The sequence below is a fragment of the Streptomyces sp. NPDC093568 genome (genome assembly GCF_044764945.1).
Classification (GTDB): Bacteria; Actinomycetota; Actinomycetes; order Streptomycetales; family Streptomycetaceae; genus Streptomyces.
In genome coordinates this window covers 108,155-122,967 of sequence record NZ_JBIWJD010000002.1, presented here as the reverse complement: position 1 = coordinate 122,967, position 14,813 = coordinate 108,155, and the positions used below count along the sequence as shown (strand labels likewise).

Annotated in this window: 14 protein-coding genes; 7 read left to right on the top strand and 7 right to left on the bottom strand. The window is 71.5% G+C overall.

Annotated features, from left to right (window positions below; translation table 11 throughout):
* The first annotated feature begins 139 nt into the window (after positions 1-139).
* Entirely contained in the window at positions 140-2,194 is a 2,055-nt protein-coding gene (locus ACIRD7_RS10070; RefSeq protein ID WP_403451963.1) for a DHA2 family efflux MFS transporter permease subunit, read from the top strand.
* Between the two features lie 215 nt (positions 2,195-2,409).
* Here the strand turns inward: ACIRD7_RS10070 and ACIRD7_RS10065 are convergent, their stop codons facing one another.
* Positions 2,410-2,901, bottom strand: a complete 492-nt coding sequence (locus ACIRD7_RS10065; RefSeq protein WP_403451961.1) for a GNAT family N-acetyltransferase — start codon at positions 2,899-2,901, stop codon at positions 2,410-2,412.
* 97 nt (positions 2,902-2,998) lie between these two features.
* On the opposite strand from ACIRD7_RS10065, the gene ACIRD7_RS10060 reads away from it, so the two are divergent.
* The gene (locus ACIRD7_RS10060; RefSeq protein ID WP_403451959.1) at positions 2,999-3,565 is read left to right on the top strand and encodes a hypothetical protein; all 567 of its coding nucleotides are present in this window, start codon (positions 2,999-3,001) and stop codon (positions 3,563-3,565) included.
* Positions 3,566-3,570: 5 nt separating this feature from the next.
* Positions 3,571-3,867, top strand: a complete 297-nt coding sequence (locus ACIRD7_RS10055; RefSeq protein WP_403451957.1) for a hypothetical protein — start codon at positions 3,571-3,573, stop codon at positions 3,865-3,867.
* Here ACIRD7_RS10055 and ACIRD7_RS10050 read toward each other — a convergent pair.
* A complete protein-coding gene (locus ACIRD7_RS10050) occupies positions 3,856-4,296 on the bottom strand; it encodes a DUF1992 domain-containing protein (RefSeq protein ID WP_403451955.1) in 441 nt (146 codons plus the stop codon). The genes ACIRD7_RS10055 and ACIRD7_RS10050 overlap by 12 nt on opposite strands.
* 99 nt (positions 4,297-4,395) lie before the next feature.
* Here ACIRD7_RS10050 and ACIRD7_RS10045 point away from each other — a divergent pair, with 99 nt between their 5' ends.
* A complete protein-coding gene (locus ACIRD7_RS10045) occupies positions 4,396-4,788 on the top strand; it encodes a hypothetical protein (protein WP_403451953.1) in 393 nt (130 codons plus the stop codon).
* Between the two features lie 10 nt (positions 4,789-4,798).
* Here ACIRD7_RS10045 and ACIRD7_RS10040 read toward each other — a convergent pair whose 3' ends face one another.
* Entirely contained in the window at positions 4,799-5,470 is a 672-nt protein-coding gene (locus ACIRD7_RS10040; protein ID WP_403451951.1) for an O-methyltransferase, read from the bottom strand.
* 45 nt (positions 5,471-5,515) lie between these two features.
* A complete protein-coding gene (locus tag ACIRD7_RS10035) occupies positions 5,516-6,025 on the bottom strand; it encodes a DUF2330 domain-containing protein (RefSeq protein ID WP_403453053.1) in 510 nt (169 codons plus the stop codon).
* 297 nt (positions 6,026-6,322) lie between these two features.
* Here ACIRD7_RS10035 and ACIRD7_RS10030 point away from each other — a divergent pair, with 297 nt between their 5' ends.
* The gene (locus tag ACIRD7_RS10030; protein WP_403453052.1) at positions 6,323-8,380 is read left to right on the top strand and encodes a phosphatase PAP2 family protein; all 2,058 of its coding nucleotides are present in this window, start codon (positions 6,323-6,325) and stop codon (positions 8,378-8,380) included.
* Here the strand turns inward: ACIRD7_RS10030 and ACIRD7_RS10025 are convergent.
* From ACIRD7_RS10025 to ACIRD7_RS10015, 3 genes are all read right to left on the bottom strand, one after another.
* Complete coding sequence (locus ACIRD7_RS10025; protein WP_403451949.1) at positions 8,364-9,260, bottom strand: hypothetical protein; 897 nt, start codon at positions 9,258-9,260, stop codon at positions 8,364-8,366. The two genes, ACIRD7_RS10030 and ACIRD7_RS10025, sit on opposite strands and share 17 nt — an antisense overlap.
* 81 nt (positions 9,261-9,341) lie before the next feature.
* Positions 9,342-9,722, bottom strand: coding sequence for a peptidase inhibitor family I36 protein (locus ACIRD7_RS10020; protein WP_403451948.1), 381 nt, complete (start codon positions 9,720-9,722; stop codon positions 9,342-9,344).
* A 262-nt stretch (positions 9,723-9,984) separates the two neighbouring features.
* Complete coding sequence (locus tag ACIRD7_RS10015) at positions 9,985-11,616, bottom strand: helix-turn-helix domain-containing protein (RefSeq protein WP_403451946.1); 1,632 nt, start codon at positions 11,614-11,616, stop codon at positions 9,985-9,987.
* A gap of 327 nt (positions 11,617-11,943) precedes the next feature.
* Here ACIRD7_RS10015 and ACIRD7_RS10010 point away from each other — a divergent pair, with 327 nt between their 5' ends.
* Positions 11,944-13,266: a glycosyltransferase family 39 protein gene (locus ACIRD7_RS10010; protein ID WP_403451944.1), complete on the top strand. Its 1,323-nt coding sequence runs from the start codon at positions 11,944-11,946 to the stop codon at positions 13,264-13,266.
* Entirely contained in the window at positions 13,253-14,776 is a 1,524-nt protein-coding gene (locus ACIRD7_RS10005; protein ID WP_403451942.1) for a glycosyltransferase family 39 protein, read from the top strand. The genes ACIRD7_RS10010 and ACIRD7_RS10005 overlap by 14 nt, the downstream gene beginning before the upstream one ends.
* Positions 14,777-14,813 lie beyond the last annotated feature (37 nt).

Below are 14,813 nucleotides of genomic sequence, written 5' to 3'. Positions count from 1 at the left end.
CGAACTCCCCAGATTATGCAGACGTTCGTCACGTCCTCTCCCCAACCCCCGGAAGGGCCCCTTCCAAAGGGACTCGACAGGCCATAACCCGACATAGCGATCACGATGGAGGGGGTAACGAGACCTTCGGGAGGTCTTCATGGCCGGGGACGCGCACGGTATGACGGGAAATGTGCGTGACGCGCAGCCTCCGCAGCGGCGAGCCGGGGCACACGAGAACGTGTCCGGCGACGTCCTCGTCTCCATCGGCGCGCTGCTCCTCGGGATGCTGCTCGCCGCTCTCGATCAGACGATCGTGTCCACCGCGCTGCCCACGATCGTCAGCGACCTCGGCGGGCTGGAGCATCTGTCCTGGGTCGTGACCGCGTATCTGCTGGCGTCCACGGCCGCTACTCCGCTGTGGGGCAAGCTCGGTGACCAGTACGGGCGAAAGCGGCTCTTCCAGATCGCGATCGTGATCTTCCTCGTCGGGTCCGCGCTGTGCGGCATGGCGCAGGACATGGCTCAGCTCATCGCCTTCCGGGCCGTTCAGGGCGTCGGGGGCGGCGGGCTGATCGTGCTGTCCATGGCGATCGTGGGGGACATCGTGCCGCCCCGGGAGCGGGGACGGTACCAAGGGCTGTTCGGGGCGGTTTTCGGGGCGAGCAGCGTGCTGGGGCCGCTGCTGGGCGGGGTGTTCACGGAGCATCTGAGCTGGCGGTGGGTGTTCTACATCAACCTGCCGGTCGGGGTGGTCGCGCTGGCCGTCATCGCCACCGTGCTGCGGATCCCGCGCCGGTCGACGCGGCATGTCATCGACTATCCCGGCACGTTCCTCATCGCGTCGGTGGCCACCTGCCTGGTGCTGGTGGCGTCCCTCGGGGGTACGACGTGGGGCTGGGGGTCGGTGGAGGTCGTCGGGCTGGTGCTGCTCGGGGCGGTGCTCACCGTCGTCTTCGTGGTCGTGGAACGGACCGCCGCCGAGCCCGTTCTGCCGTTGAAGCTGTTCCGGGTGCGGACCTTCAGCCTGTCCGCGGTCATCAGTTTCATCGTCGGGTTCGCCATGTTCGGGGCGATGACGTATCTGCCGACGTTTCTCCAGGTCGTGCAGGGGGTCAGTCCGACCCTGTCCGGGGTGCACATGCTGCCGATGGTGGTGGGCATGCTGCTGTCGTCGACCGGGTCCGGGCAGATCGTGAGCAGAACCGGGCGGTGGAAGGTGTTTCCCGTCGCCGGGACCGCGGTGACCACGCTGGGGCTGCTGTTGCTGCACCGGCTCGACGTGGACAGCTCCACCTGGGAGATGAGCCTGTTCTTCTTCGTGTTCGGGCTGGGGCTCGGTCTTGTCATGCAGGTGCTGGTGCTGATCGTGCAGAACGCCGTGTCGTACGAGGATCTGGGCGTCGCGACGTCCGGTGCGACCTTCTTCCGGTCGATCGGGGCCTCGTTCGGGGTCGCGATCTTCGGCACGGTCTTCGCGGCTCGGCTGGACGACAAGCTGGTGGACGCGTTTCGGGGGGTCCGGTTGCCGGACGGGGTCTCGTTGGAGGGGCTGGAGGCGGACCCGCGGGACATCGCGGAACTGCCGGCGGGGCTGCGGCCGGAGGCGCTGGAGGCGTACGCGTCCTCGATCACGGACGTGTTCCTGTATGCCGCGCCCGTCGCCCTGGTGGGGTTCGTGCTGGCCTGGTTCCTGCGGGAGGACAAGCTGCGGGGGTCCGTCACGGCGCCCGATGTCACCGAGACGCTGGCCAGCAATCCGGTGCAGCGGTCGTCGTACGACGAGGTGTGCCGGGCGCTGTCGGTGCTCGGGACGCGGGAGGGGCGGCGGGAGGTGTACCGGACGATCACCGAGCGGGCGGGGTACGACCTGGCGCCGGCGGCGAGTTGGCTGCTGTTGCGGATCAAGAGGTACGGGTGGGTGGAGCCGGGGGTGCTCGCCGAGCGGAGTTCGGTGCCGCTGCCGGTGATCCTCGACGCCGCTCGGGAGGTGGAGGGGCGGCGGTTCGCTGTGCGGGAGGGGCTGGATCTGATGCTGACCGAGAAGGGGCGGGAGGCCGCGGAGCGGTTGGCGCGGGTGCGGGAGGAGTCGTTGGCGGAGTTGCTGGGGGACTGGTGGGGGCCGGATCGGCCTACTGATCTGGTGCAGTTGGTGAAGGAGCTGAACGAGGAGCTGTGTGGGTCCGAGCGGGAGCAGCCGGGGCGGGCGCCTTGATGCCTGCGGCGCATCTGCGCGTTTGGTGGGGGTGCCTGTAGCGCTTGCGGGTGCGTTGTGGGTCGGGGCCGTGCCGGGGGGTGTCCGTCCTCGGACCGGCGGTTGGGGTTGGGCAGGGGGTGCGCTTTCTTGACGCCGGCCACTGCGGGCGGACACCCCCCGGCACGTCCCCTTCCCGCCGTACGCGGGTGCCGCGTCGTCCTACGCCACCCGGGTCAGCGCAGAACCTTGCTGAACCAGTGCTCCGCGTACACGTCGTCGTTGTGGGGTGGCGTTTCCTCGTAGCCGAGGTGTGTGTACAGGGCTCGGGCCTCCATCAGGTCGTGGCGGGTGTCCAGGAGGATGCGGGTGGCGCCCAGGGCGCGTGCTGTGTTCTCGGCGGTTCTCACCAGGAGTTGGCCGCCTCCCTTGCCGCGCAGCTTCTCTTGGATGAAGACCCGCTTCAGTTCCGCTGTCTGGGCGTCCAGGAGGTGGATGCCCGCCGTGCCGGCCGGCTTGTTCGCGTACCGGGCGATCAGCAACGTGCCGTTCGGGGGGCGGAGTTCGTCCCAGGTGGGGGTGGCTATCTCGCGTTCCAGTTCGCCCGGATCGGTGCGACGTCCCTCGTGGAGGAGGTAGTAACGGTCGCTTACCTCCGTGTAGTACGACCGCCAGAGTGCTGTGGCTGCGGGGGAGTCGGGGGGTTCCGGGGCGACGGTCCAGGTCATGGGCGTCATTCTTGGCCCGGCCTGCGGCGGGGGCGCAAGTGGATTTGGGGCGGGGCGGCGGCCGTTTGAGGTGGGTTCCGCGGGCTACCCGTCGCTTATGTCCATAGGTGTGATCGTTTTGATTGTGGTTGCGGCGGTCGTCGTGCTTGGCGTGGCCGCTATGGCTCTGCGCGCTCGGGGTGCGCGGGGCAGCCGGGGGCTGAAGCGGCGCTTCGGGCCCGAGTACGAGCGGGCCGTGGCCCGGCACGACGGGGACGCCAAGGCCGCCGAGCGTGAGCTCGCCCAGCGGGTGGAGCGGCACGGCGGACTGCGTGAGCGGGCCCTGGAGCCGACCGAGGCCGAGCGGTTCGAGGCCCGGTGGGCGGCGGCCCAGGAGCACTTCGTCGACGCGCCCCGCGAGGCCGTCGGGGAGGCCGACCGGCTGCTCGCCGACCTGGCGCGGGCCCGCGGGTTCCCGGACGGGGCGGAGTACGAGGAGCAGCTGGCGGCGCTGTCCGTGCACCACGCCGGTCATGTGCAGGGCTACCGGCACATCCATCGCGTCGCCCACGCACCCGGGCACGGCGCCGACACCGAGGAGATGCGCGAGGCGATGATCGAGGGCCGCGCCCTGTTCGAGGAACTGGTCGCGGTGTCCGGCAGGCGGCCTACGGTGAGGAGTTGACACCGATGACGGATGTCACCAAGGAGACCCCGCTGTTCGCGCACGACGAGCGCGACAGGCTGGAGCTGCAGTTGCAGCAGGCTGTGTCCCGTTTCGTGGACCAGCCGCGGGCCGCCGTCGAGGAGGCCGATCACGCGGTCGAGGACATCGTGGGGCGGTTCACCGACGCCATGGCCCAGCGGCGTCGCACCCTGCGCATGTCCTGGCAGGACTCCGACGCGAGCGCCGACACCGACACCGAGCAACTCCGGCTCGCCCTGCGGGACTACCGCGAGCTCGCGGAACGGCTCCTACGCATCTGACACACCCGACTCGTTCGCCGCCCGGCGTCCCTCCCGGCGCCTGCGCCACTCCCTGACGACCTCTTCCACGTCGTAGGGCTTGCGGCCCAGGGGAGGGCCGGGCGGCGGCTTCAGGAGCATGTCGCGGATCTTGGCGTTGACGTCCGTGATGATCTTCCGGGCGGCCCGTTCGGAGGGGGCCGCGTAGGCCGCCGTCAGCGCGTCCTCCGCTTCTTTGCGCAGGGCCAGGCCCGCGGGCAGGACCGACAGGCCCTCGCGGGCCATTTTGCGTTTGACCCACCACAGTTCGTCGTACGGGGCTTCCAGGTCGTTCGGCAGCGGTTCGCCCGCGCCGGGCAGTCTGTCGAAGTCGCCGCGCTTCTGCGCGTCGTGAATCTGCTTGTCGACCCAGGACTCGAACGGGACGCCGGGGGGCTTTCGCTCGGTCATGAGTTCATTGTGCCGGACGCGGCGGTGCCGGGCGATTTATCATGCGGCGTCGGTGGCCAAAACGGCTGCTGTACAAGGACGTTTTCTGGAGGGGCGCTCGTGCTCGAACTCACCATGGCCGCCGTGTCCGCGGCGGACGAGGGTGCCACGGCCGGCATGCTCATGGCCGACGCACCGAGCGAGCCGGGCGCCGTGCTGCGGGTGGGCCGTGACAAGGCCGTGTGCCGGCTGTCGACGCCGGACGACTGGCTGTTCGTCTCGCGGGTCCACCTGGAGTTCCTGTGTGGTCCGGATGGTGGGTGGCAGGTGACCTGGCTGCGCGGGTCGCAGGCCGACCCGTCCTCCGAGGTGCGGCTCACCGTGGGGGAGTACGCCCAGCCGATCGGATACGGCGGCACCGTGCCGCTGCCGAGGGGCGGCAGCGGCGAGATCGTGATCCACGACCGCACCGCCCCCCGCAGTGTCAACGTCGGCTTCTACCACGAGGCGTGAGCCGCCCCGGCTACGCCACCACGCGGGCCAGCGCGAAACCGTCGTACCCCTTGCTGCCCACCGTCTGGACGGCCGTGCCGGTCAACCTCGGGTGGTTGCCGATCAGTTCGATCGCGGCGCGGGTGCCCCGTACGTCCGGTGCGTCGCTCTCCGCGTCGACGACCCGGCCGCCGCGCACCACGTTGTCGACGACGATCAGGCTGCCCGTCCGCGTGAGCCTCAGGGCCCACTCGACGTAGTGCGGGTTGTTGGCCTTGTCGGCGTCGATGAAGACCAGGTCGAAGGGGGCCGGGTTCTCGTCGGCCAGCTTGGGCAGCGACTCCAGGGCCGGGCCGATCCGTACCTCGACGATCCGGTCCAGGCCCGCCCGCGCGATGTTGCGGGTGGCGACCTCGGCGTTCTTGGCGCTGTACTCCAGCGAGATCAGCCGGCCGTCGGCGGGCAGCGCGCGGGCCAGCCAGATGGTGCTGTAGCCGGCGAGGGTGCCGATCTCCAGGATGTTGCGGGCGCCCTGGATCTCGGCGAGAAGCTGCAGGAGCTTGCCCTGGGGCGCGGTGACGCCGATGTCCGGCAGACCGGCCGCCTCGCCGTCCCGCAGGGCCGCCCGCAGGGTCTCGTCGTCGGGTGAGAGGTGGGCGGAGAAGTACTCGTCGACGTCGTCCCAGAGCTGAGACTCGCTCATCGCCTTGCCCTCCAGAGGGTTAGTTAGAAGCGCTAACTAGATGCTCTAAGGAGCGTAGTCGCGCTGTCCGATCCCTGCCCGGATTTCCAGCATGGTGGATTCAGCCGTTCCCTGGCGATGGCGAGGGCGTGTCGGAGGGCGCGGCGTGCGGTGCGCGCCGCCGCCGTCGCGAAGCACCTCGGCCCGCACCGGGGCGGCGCTGATCGACTTCGCCGACGCCACCGTGCGCAGCCGGTCCTCGTCGATCACCCGCCGGAAGGTGTCGTCGGCCCGAGTGCGACGCAGGACGTGGTCGGCGGAGCTGCGGCCGGGGTACGGGAGCTCCTGGCCGACAGCGGTGAGGAACGGTGTGCCGTCCGCCAGTTCGGCCGGCGGGCCGGTCCTCGCCGTCACCCGTCCGGCGTAGGTGACACGGGGGCGTTCGCCGCCGATCCGGGACACCGGTTCCATGCGGTGTGCCGCGCGGACGTACAGGCCCACGGACTGGGGCGTGCCGGCCAGGCGTGACAGGCGCATCGGGTAGACCGGCTCGTCCGCGCGGAAGGTCAGGTGCAGCGGGTCCAGGTAAGCCGGCCATCGTGAGTCACCCCATCGTCTCCGGGGCCTCAGAAGGTACGGCCAATGGTCCGGCTCCGGGGGCCGGGACGCCGCGATGTGGTTGATGCCGCGCTCCAGCGGAGGCAGGCTGACCGCCGCCCGACTATCGTCAACCGGGCGACAGGAGAGCGGATGTCAGGTGATGCGGGGGTTGCTCACCTCTCTCCCCAAGGGGTGCGCGCCGCATAGGGGTCGAGGAGATTCCTGACACGTGCAACCTGTGGGACGAGCGGTGCGGGAGGCCGGCGAGGCGTGATGAATGCCGAACGCGGTGGACGACCGGTTGGAGTGCTCGGAGCTACGGCCCTCGGAGCGGTCCAGGCACGCGTACGCGTGGCTCGGCTCGGCCTGTGGCTGATCGTCGCGATCCTCGCCGTCCGGCAGGTGGCCGTCGTCCTCGGTACCCCGCGCGGGGAGCGGCTGACGGATCTGGAGACCTGGGTCGGGCCGGACGGCGTCCTGCATGTGAACGGCTCGCTGTACGACTCCACGCAGTTCACCGGTACGCCGTTCGGCGGACTCGTCCTCAAGCCGCTGACCCGGGCCGCCGAACAGGCCCTCGGCTGGGGCTGGACCTTCGGCACCCTGCTGCTCGTCGTCGCCCTCGGCCTGGTCGCCGCCCGCGCCCTGCCGCAACCCCTCGGCCGGCGCACCTCGCTGCTCGCCGCGCCCGTCGCGATCAGCCTGCTCATGCTGTCGCTGCCGGTACGCAACGCCCTCCACCTCGGCCAGACCAGCATCATCCCGGTCCTGCTCGTGCTGCTCGGCTGCTTCGCCGTGCGCGGCGAGCGCACCGGCGGGGTGCTCATCGGCCTCGCGGCGGCCTTCCAGCCGACCCTGCTGCTGTTCGCCCCGCTGCTGTGGTTCACCGGCCGCAGGCGGGCGGCCCTGTCCGCCGGGGCCGCGTTCGGCGCGTGCGCGGCGGTCGCCTGGGTGGCGATGCCGAGCGACTCGTACACCTACTGGGTGCACCACCTGGCCGGCGTCGGGCTCGGCGGACGCGCCGACGGCCTCGCCAACCAGTCGCTGCACGGCGCCCTGCTGCGGCTCGGGCTGACCGGTCCGCTGGAGATCGCCGTCTTCCTGCTGCTCGGCGCCGCCGTCGCCGTCCTCGCGCTGCGCCGGGCCGTGCGCCTCGCCCACGACGGGCAGCTCCTGCTCGCCGTCGCGATCACCGGCTGCGCGGCGATCGTCGTGTCCCCCACGGCCTGGCAGCACCAGCTGCTGTGGGTGCTGCTCGCGGCCGTCGGGCAGGTCGGCCGGCGGTCCTGCGACCGGTATGTGTGGCCGGTCGCGATCGTGCTGGTGATGACGCTGCCCGCGAGCACGATGGTGCCGGACAAGGTGCTCCTGCAGCCGCTGCGGGCCGACCTGGTGCTGCTGGCCGCCGTCGCCACGGCCACCGTCGTGCCGTTCCTGTCCCGTACCTCGCCCTACTGGCAGACGCCGATCCCGAGCGAGTACGCCGAGAAGGTCCCGCCCCGGTTCCGGCACCTGCCGTTCGTGCCGCTCCTGCGCCGGGTCATCAGCCGCCCCAACCTGGTCTTCGAACTGCTGCTGATCCGGATCACCTACTACGCCTACGCCCGGATCCGCCTCGCCGCGGCCGGCGGCTCCAACTCGGCCGGCCGGGGCACCGCCGAGGAGCACGGCGAGGAGATCCACTCCGTCGAGCGCGTCCTGAACATCGACATCGAGCGGTGGGCCAACCACGCCGTCGTGCGGCTCGACTGGCTGCGCGGCTTCTTCGACTTCTACTACGAGTCGTTCCACTTCGGCGTCCCGCTCGCGATCCTCGCCGTGCTGTACTGGCGCCGCCCCGCCGACTACCGCTGGGCCCGCACCGCGATCGGCTTCGCCACCGTCCTCGCCCTGCTCGGCTTCTGGCTCTACCCGCTCGCCCCGCCCCGCCTGATGCCCGGCCTCGGCTTCATCGACACGGTCCACGGCCCGCAGGACTTCTCCGAGCCCGACTACGGCACCCTCACCGAGCTCACCAACCAGTACGCGGCGATGCCGTCCCTGCACTTCGGCTGGTCCCTGTGGTGCGGCCTCGTCGTCCTCGTCCTGGCGCCCAGGTGGTGGATGAAGGCCCTCGGCCTGCTGCACCCGCTGCTCACGGTCACGGCGATCGTCGTCACCGGCAACCACTGGGTGCTGGACGCGGTGGGCGGCGCGCTGATCGTGGGCGCGGGCTTCGGGATGGCCTATCTGCTGCGGGGGCCGCGGGCGGCCGGGGGCAGGGCGGCGTCCGCCGCTCCGGAGGCGACCGCGCGGTCCGAGGGTGCCTCCGCCGTCAGCGGCCGTCGATGACGTCCCGCGCGTGCCTGAGGTTCTTGGCCTTCGCGGAGGCGAGCTGCTCGAAGTAGGTGTGCCGGTGTGCCACGGCCTGGCGCTGAAGGCGGGACTCGGTGGCGTAGAGCACCTTCACGAGGCGGGTCCGCTGCTTGCACCGGACATCCGCCACGGCGGTGGCGATTTCCTCCTTCCTGGACGCCTGGTCCGCGGTCTCCGCGGCGGACTTCTCGGTCCACCAGCGGGGGTCGGCGATGGCCTCGTCGGGGGTTCGGTAGGTGTACCCCTTCTTCCGCATGCAGGACTCCCAGCCGCGCAGTGCTGCGACGACCTCCGGTTGCTTCTTGGCGCGGTCCAGTAGACCGGAGCTCAGTTTGTTGAAGTCGTCGTAATCGGCGTTCGCCCCGTCACGCTGGAGAAAGTCGTTCGCCTGGTATCCGCAGCCGTTCTTCTCGTTGTACGCCGCTTTTACGGCGTCGGGTCCCAGTTGTTCGTCGCGCTCTTTTCGGCGCTCTGTGACGTCGTTGGCCGCGGAAAGGATTTCCGGTGTCGCGTGATAACCGAAGATCCGGGCGACTTCTGATTCTATGACCCCGTATCGGCGGCGGTTCTTCAGGTCGTCGACGTGTGCGGGATAATCGAGGGTTTTCCAGTCGTGGCCGCGTCGGCGCATACAGGACCGGATCAGCAGATCACGTGCTTTCGCCACCGTGAAGGACTCTTCGTGGGAGAGCTCGTACGCGTCGAAGGGCAGCACGAGGGACAGGACCTCGGCGGTCGGTTTCGGGGCGGTGGGCCCGCTGCCGGCCGGCCTGTCGGCCACGCACCCCGTGGTCACGAGCAGGGCCGAGAGGGCCGCCGTCGCCAGTCTCGTGGATGCGGCGCGATGCGGTGTCACGCGGGGCCTCCGTGCTGGGGGAAACGTCCTTGAACAGGGGAAAGGCGGTGCCGGAAGGCACCGGCACCGCCTTGGAGGTGACTAGCGGAAGTCGACGCAGCTGGCCTTGTTGTCGAACTCGTTGTTGCTGAAGTCGGCGTCGACGGAGTTGGCCAGGGCGATGTAGTTGTCGCCCGAGCAGCCGACGTTCTGGAACAGGGCCACATCGCGGCTGGTGTGGTTCTTCATCGAGCTGGCGCCGTTGTCGACCTTGCTCGACGTGCCGTTCCAGAACGTGTTGCTCAGGTCGCGGTCGTCGCCCGTGAAGTTCTTGCTGCTGCCGGCGTAGTCGTCGTGCTGGAACAGCCAGAAGTAGGAGACCTGAGTTCCGACCTCGGCGGCGGTGGCGGACTGGGCGAAGCCGATCGAGGTGGCACCGATGAGCACGGCGGATCCTATGGCGGCGGCAATTCTGCGGCGCATTTATTTCTCTCCGTTTCGGCGGGGCTGCTTCCTGACGCGGTTAATCCAACGTGGTCCGCATGATCTCGTCAATGAATGATTCGCGCGTTGGCCGGATATGGAATCGCGGGCGGTTGCGGCAGCCGTGGAGACGGAAGGAAAAGGGGACGCGTTACGTGAGTGTTTGGAGAGGTGTCGAACGGCGGATTCGCCTACTCCGTTTCATGGTTGGCCGAAAAGCACGGCCGATGTCCCGGTCCTGGTCGGCCGTGGCCGGGGCTCGTCAGGGGTGCTCGCGGGTCAGGAACCACACCACCCACGAGGTCAGGGCGCTGGTGACCACCACGACCAGCAGCGTCATCAGCACCTCCACACGCCGGGCCGAGCGTGCCGCCTCGCGTGCGACCCGCTCGTCCTCCGCGACGCTCGCCGAGAGGAACGCGCCCTCGAGTTCGTTCAGTTCGGGCGCCGGCCCCTCGGCGTCCGCCATGAACTCCTCACGCGCGGCCCGCAGCAGCATCCCCCGGTACAGAGCCCCCGGGTCCTGGTCCAGCCCCTCCCACACCGTCGCCGCCTCGGTCAGCCGCCGGTGCAGCCGCAGCCTCTCGCGCTCGTCCTCCACCCACTGGCGAAGCCGCGGCCAGGCGGTGATCAGCGCCTCGTGCGCGAGCTCCACGCTGTCCCCGTCGACCGTCACCAGCCGGGCCGCGACCAGCCGCTCCAGCACCAGGGCGGCCGCGCCCGTGGCCTGGAGTTCGGACCGGGGGACGGGGCGTCGCGTGTCCGGACCGCCCTCGCCGGGCGAGATCAGCCGCAGCAGCGTGGCCCGCGCCGAGGCCGCCTCCGCCGGATCCAGCCGCTCGAAGACCTCCTCCGCCGTGTGCGCGACGGCGCCCCGCACCCCGCCGATGGTTTCGTACGCGGCGAGCGTCAGACGCTTGGCCCTGCGCCGCCGCCACAGCTCCAGCAGCGTGTGCGACATCAGCGGCAGCCCGCCGGGCTCGTCCGCCACCTCGGCGAGGATGCGGTCCGTCACCGTGCGCTCCACGAGCAGCCCGGCGGCGCCCGCGGGCCGGACGATCGCCTCGCGCAGGCGATCGACGGACATCCCGGAGATCAATAGATGCGCGTCGTTGACGGCCTCCGCGAGACCCTGGTGGTCCGCGCAGTGCCCGAAGAAGTCGGCCCGTACGGCGATGAGGACGCGCAGCCGGCTGTCCGCGGCGCGGGCCGTCAGCAGCATGTCGATGAACTCCCGGCGCTGCGAGGGATCCTGACACAGCGTGAAGAGCTCCTCGAACTGGTCGACCAGCAGCACCGTGTCCCCCTCCGCCTCCGCGCCGTCGGCCGGAGCGAGCAGGGCACGCCGCTCGCGCACCGGTTCGGGCCCCGGCGTGCAGATCCGCACGGCGCTCGGCCGGAAGCCCGCCGCGTCGCCGTCCCGCAGCGCCGGCACCAGCCCCGCGCGCAGCAGCGAGGACTTCCCGCTGCCCGAGGCGCCGACCAGGGCGGCGAAGCGGTGCTCGGCCGTCAGCCGCAACAGCCGCTCGACTTCCGGCTCCCGGCCGAAGAACAGGTCCCGGTCGTCGGCGCCGTACCGGGTCAGGCCGCGATAGGGCGCGGGCCCGTCGTCGGCCGCCGCCTCTTCCTCCACCCCGGCCGACACGGCCCGCCAGCGGGCCTCCCACTCGGCCTGGTCCGCGCCGCATGCGCGGGCGTAGGCCAGCGTCACCGCCAGCGAGGGCAGTCGCCGGCCGGCCGCCGCCTCGGAGAGGGTCGGCGCGGAGTAGCCGGCGCGCCGGGAGAGTTCCCGGTACGACGGACTGCCCGCCTTCTCGCGCAACTGACGCAACTCGTGTGCGAGGCGCTGGACCGGCCCCGCCTCCGGGTCCAACTCCCTCTCGCGGCGTCCCACGCTCTCTCCCCTTCGTCGGTGAACCCGCACGTCACGCTAGCCGGTCGCCGAATTGATAGGTGATCCATCGGGGGACTGCCCATCAACGCGCGCGCTGATGAGGTCGGTTGACGAGCCGACCACACGACGAAAGCCGAGTCCGTCATCGCCACCTCACAGCTGCGCCCGCCCCTGGCCCACCGAGGCGGCCGCCCCGCCACCGTCCGCCCGGCCTCTTCCGCGCCCCGGCGAGCACACCACATCTCCGTTCTGCTGCCCCCGCTCCTGGCGCTCGCGACCGGCCTGTGGGGCATCCGCCGTCAGGGGTCCCTGTGGCAGGACGAGGCCGTGACCCACGACATGGCCCACCGCGACCTGCCCGAGCTGTGGGCGACGCTCGGCCACGCCGACGCGGTGCACGGCCTGTACTACCTGCTGATGCACGGCGTGTTCCGCCTCTGGGAAGGCGGCCTGGTCGCGCTGCGCCTGCCCTCCGTGCTGGCCATGGCCGTGGCGGCGGCCGGGGTCGCCGCGCTGGGACGTCGGCTCGCCGGGCCCCGGGCCGGACTGGCCGCGGGCGTCGTGTTCACCCTGCTGCCGGCCGTCCAGCGCTACGCCCAGGAGGGCCGGTCGTATGCCCTGGTGACCGCACTGGTCGTGGGCCAGACGTGGGTGTTGCTGCGGGCGTGCGCCGACCGGAGGCGGCGTCGCGCCTGGTGGGTCGGGTACGCCGTGCTGGCGGCGCTGGCCGGGCTGTTGCACGAGTTCGCGCTGCCGGCGCTCCTCGCGCACGGTGTCGCCCTGCTCGCCGCACGCCCCGGCCGGGCGGTCCTGGTGGCGTGGGCGGTCGCTGGCGGCTGCGCGACGGCGGCGGTCGCCCCCCTGGTGCTGCTGAGCCTGCGTCAGTCCGGCCAGGTCGCCTGGATCGAGGTGTCCGCGGGCTCCGACGTGACGGGATTCCTGGTGACCACGGCCATCGGGCTGCTCTGCGTGGCGGTTCACCGGCGTGCGCTGCCCGCCCGCGCGAGGACGGGACTCGCCCTGGCGGCGCTGCCGCTGCTCGTGCTGCCCCCGGCGGTGCTCCTGCTGGCCTCGGTGATCAAACCGCTCTACGTCGACCGGTACGTGCTGTACGCACAGGCCGGTCTCGCGCTCCTCGCGGGCGCCGCGCTCGACGCCCTGTGGCGGTCCGCCCGGCCGCGTGCCCTCCTCGTGCTGACGGCGGCGGGGGCCGCGCTGATCGCCCTCGTACCCGTGGGGACGCACCTGCGTGGTCCGCAGAGCCGCACCGACGACGTCACCGCCGTGGCACGCGCGATCCGGGACACGACCGAGCCCGGCGACGGCGTGCTCTTCGTGCCGGGCAGCCGTCGTGTGTGGACGCTTCAGCGGGAGCCGGGCTCCTACGGCGTCCGCGACCTGGCGCTGGCCGCCTCGCCGCACACCTCCCACACCCTCTACGGCACCGAGTTGCCCCCTGCGGACCTCCCCGGCCGGATCTCGCTCGCCTCCCGGGTCGTCGTGGTGCGCGAGCCCGCACGCGAACGCCACGAGGCGAGCGACCGGGAGGCGGCGAAGGAGGCGGCGCTGCGCGCTCACTTCACGCGGTGCGCCCGCACGGACGTCGGGACCGCCCGGATCGAGGTGTACGAGCGCGGTGACCACTGCTGACCGAGGACGCCCGGCGCCGGTGGCCGTGCCGGCCGCGGTCGCGTCGGCTCTGGGCCTGTGGGGGATCGACCGGCGCGACAGCATGTGGCGCGACGAGTCGGTCACCTACCAGGTCGCCCATCGCTCCGTCGGTGAACTGTGGGACCTGCTGGGCCACATCGACGCCGTGCACGGCCTGTACTACCTCCTCATGCACGCCGTGTTCGCCCTGTGGGACGGCGGACTCGTCGCCCTGCGCCTGCCTTCGGTACTGGCGACCGCGCTGGCGGCGGCGGGGGTCGGGGCGATCGGCGCCCGGCTCTACGGCCGCCTCGCGGGCACCCTCGCCGGCCTCGTCTTCGCGGTATTGCCGGTGACCCAGCATTACGCGCAGGAGGGCCGCTCGTACGCGCTGGTCACCGCCGCCGTCACCTGGGCGACGTACGTTCTGCTGCGCGGGGCCGCCACCCACCGCGCCCGCGCGTGGCCGGCGTACGCCCTCCTGCTCGCCCTCGCCTGCCGGCTGCACGAGTTCGCCGCCCTGGCCGCCGTCGCCCACTCGCTGACGCTGTGGCGGCTGGGGGTGCCGCGCCGGGTGTGGCTGTACTGGAGTGCGGCCGTCACCGCTGTGGCGTCGAGCCTGCTGCCGCTGGCGGTGACAAGCGCGGGACAGGCGGAGCGGCAACTCGGCTGGCTCGGGCGGCCCGGCCTGAGCACCTGGCTGCAGTTCCTGGCCGTCGCGGCGGCGGGCCTGCTGCTCGGCCGGTTCCTGGCACACCGGCCCGGCGGCGCGGCCGTGGCCGCCGTGTCCCTCCCGCTGCTCGTCGCGCCGGCCGGTCTGCTGATGACCGTCTCCCTCGTCGAGCCGTGGTACGTGGAGCGGTACGTCCTGTACGGCGTGACGGGACTGGCGCTGCTCGCCGGGGCCGCGCTGAGCGAGGCCGTCCGGCGGCGTCACCGGCTCGCCCCGGTGGCCCGCGCTCTCACGGCGTGCGGGGCGGTCGCCCTGTCCGTCGCCGTGCTGCTGCCGTGGTCCCTGCTCGTCCGCTCCCCGGAGAGCCGCAAGGACGACGTGATCGCGATCGCCGCGGCCGTCGAGAGGTCCGCGCACCCGGGCGACGGTGTCCTGTTCATGCCCGCCCGGCGCCGCGAGTGGCTGCTGTCGTCCCCCTCGGTCCTCGACCGGCTCGACGACCTGGCACTCGCCGAGTCCCCGTCCGCCTCGCACACCTTGCAGGGCACCGAGTCGTCCGCCGAGGACATCCGGCGGCGTGTTCTGGCCGCGGACCGGGTCATCGCGTTGGCCGATCCCCCCGGGCAGCCGCTCGACTCCACCCCCCAGGAGGAGGCCAAGCGGAGCGCGTTGAACGCCCACTTCGAATTGTCCGAGCGCATAGGTGTCCATGGCGCGCAGGTCCTTGTGTACACGCGAACAGGGCGGCGCGCGGTGACTTGTGAGAGGGCTCGAATGTCCTTGTATCCGGTGATTCGGAACCGGAATCCGCCTGGTGTAAAGGGTGGAGTCGTGTGAGGATCCGAGCGGACGGCGGCGAAGCCCTTGCCGGCCT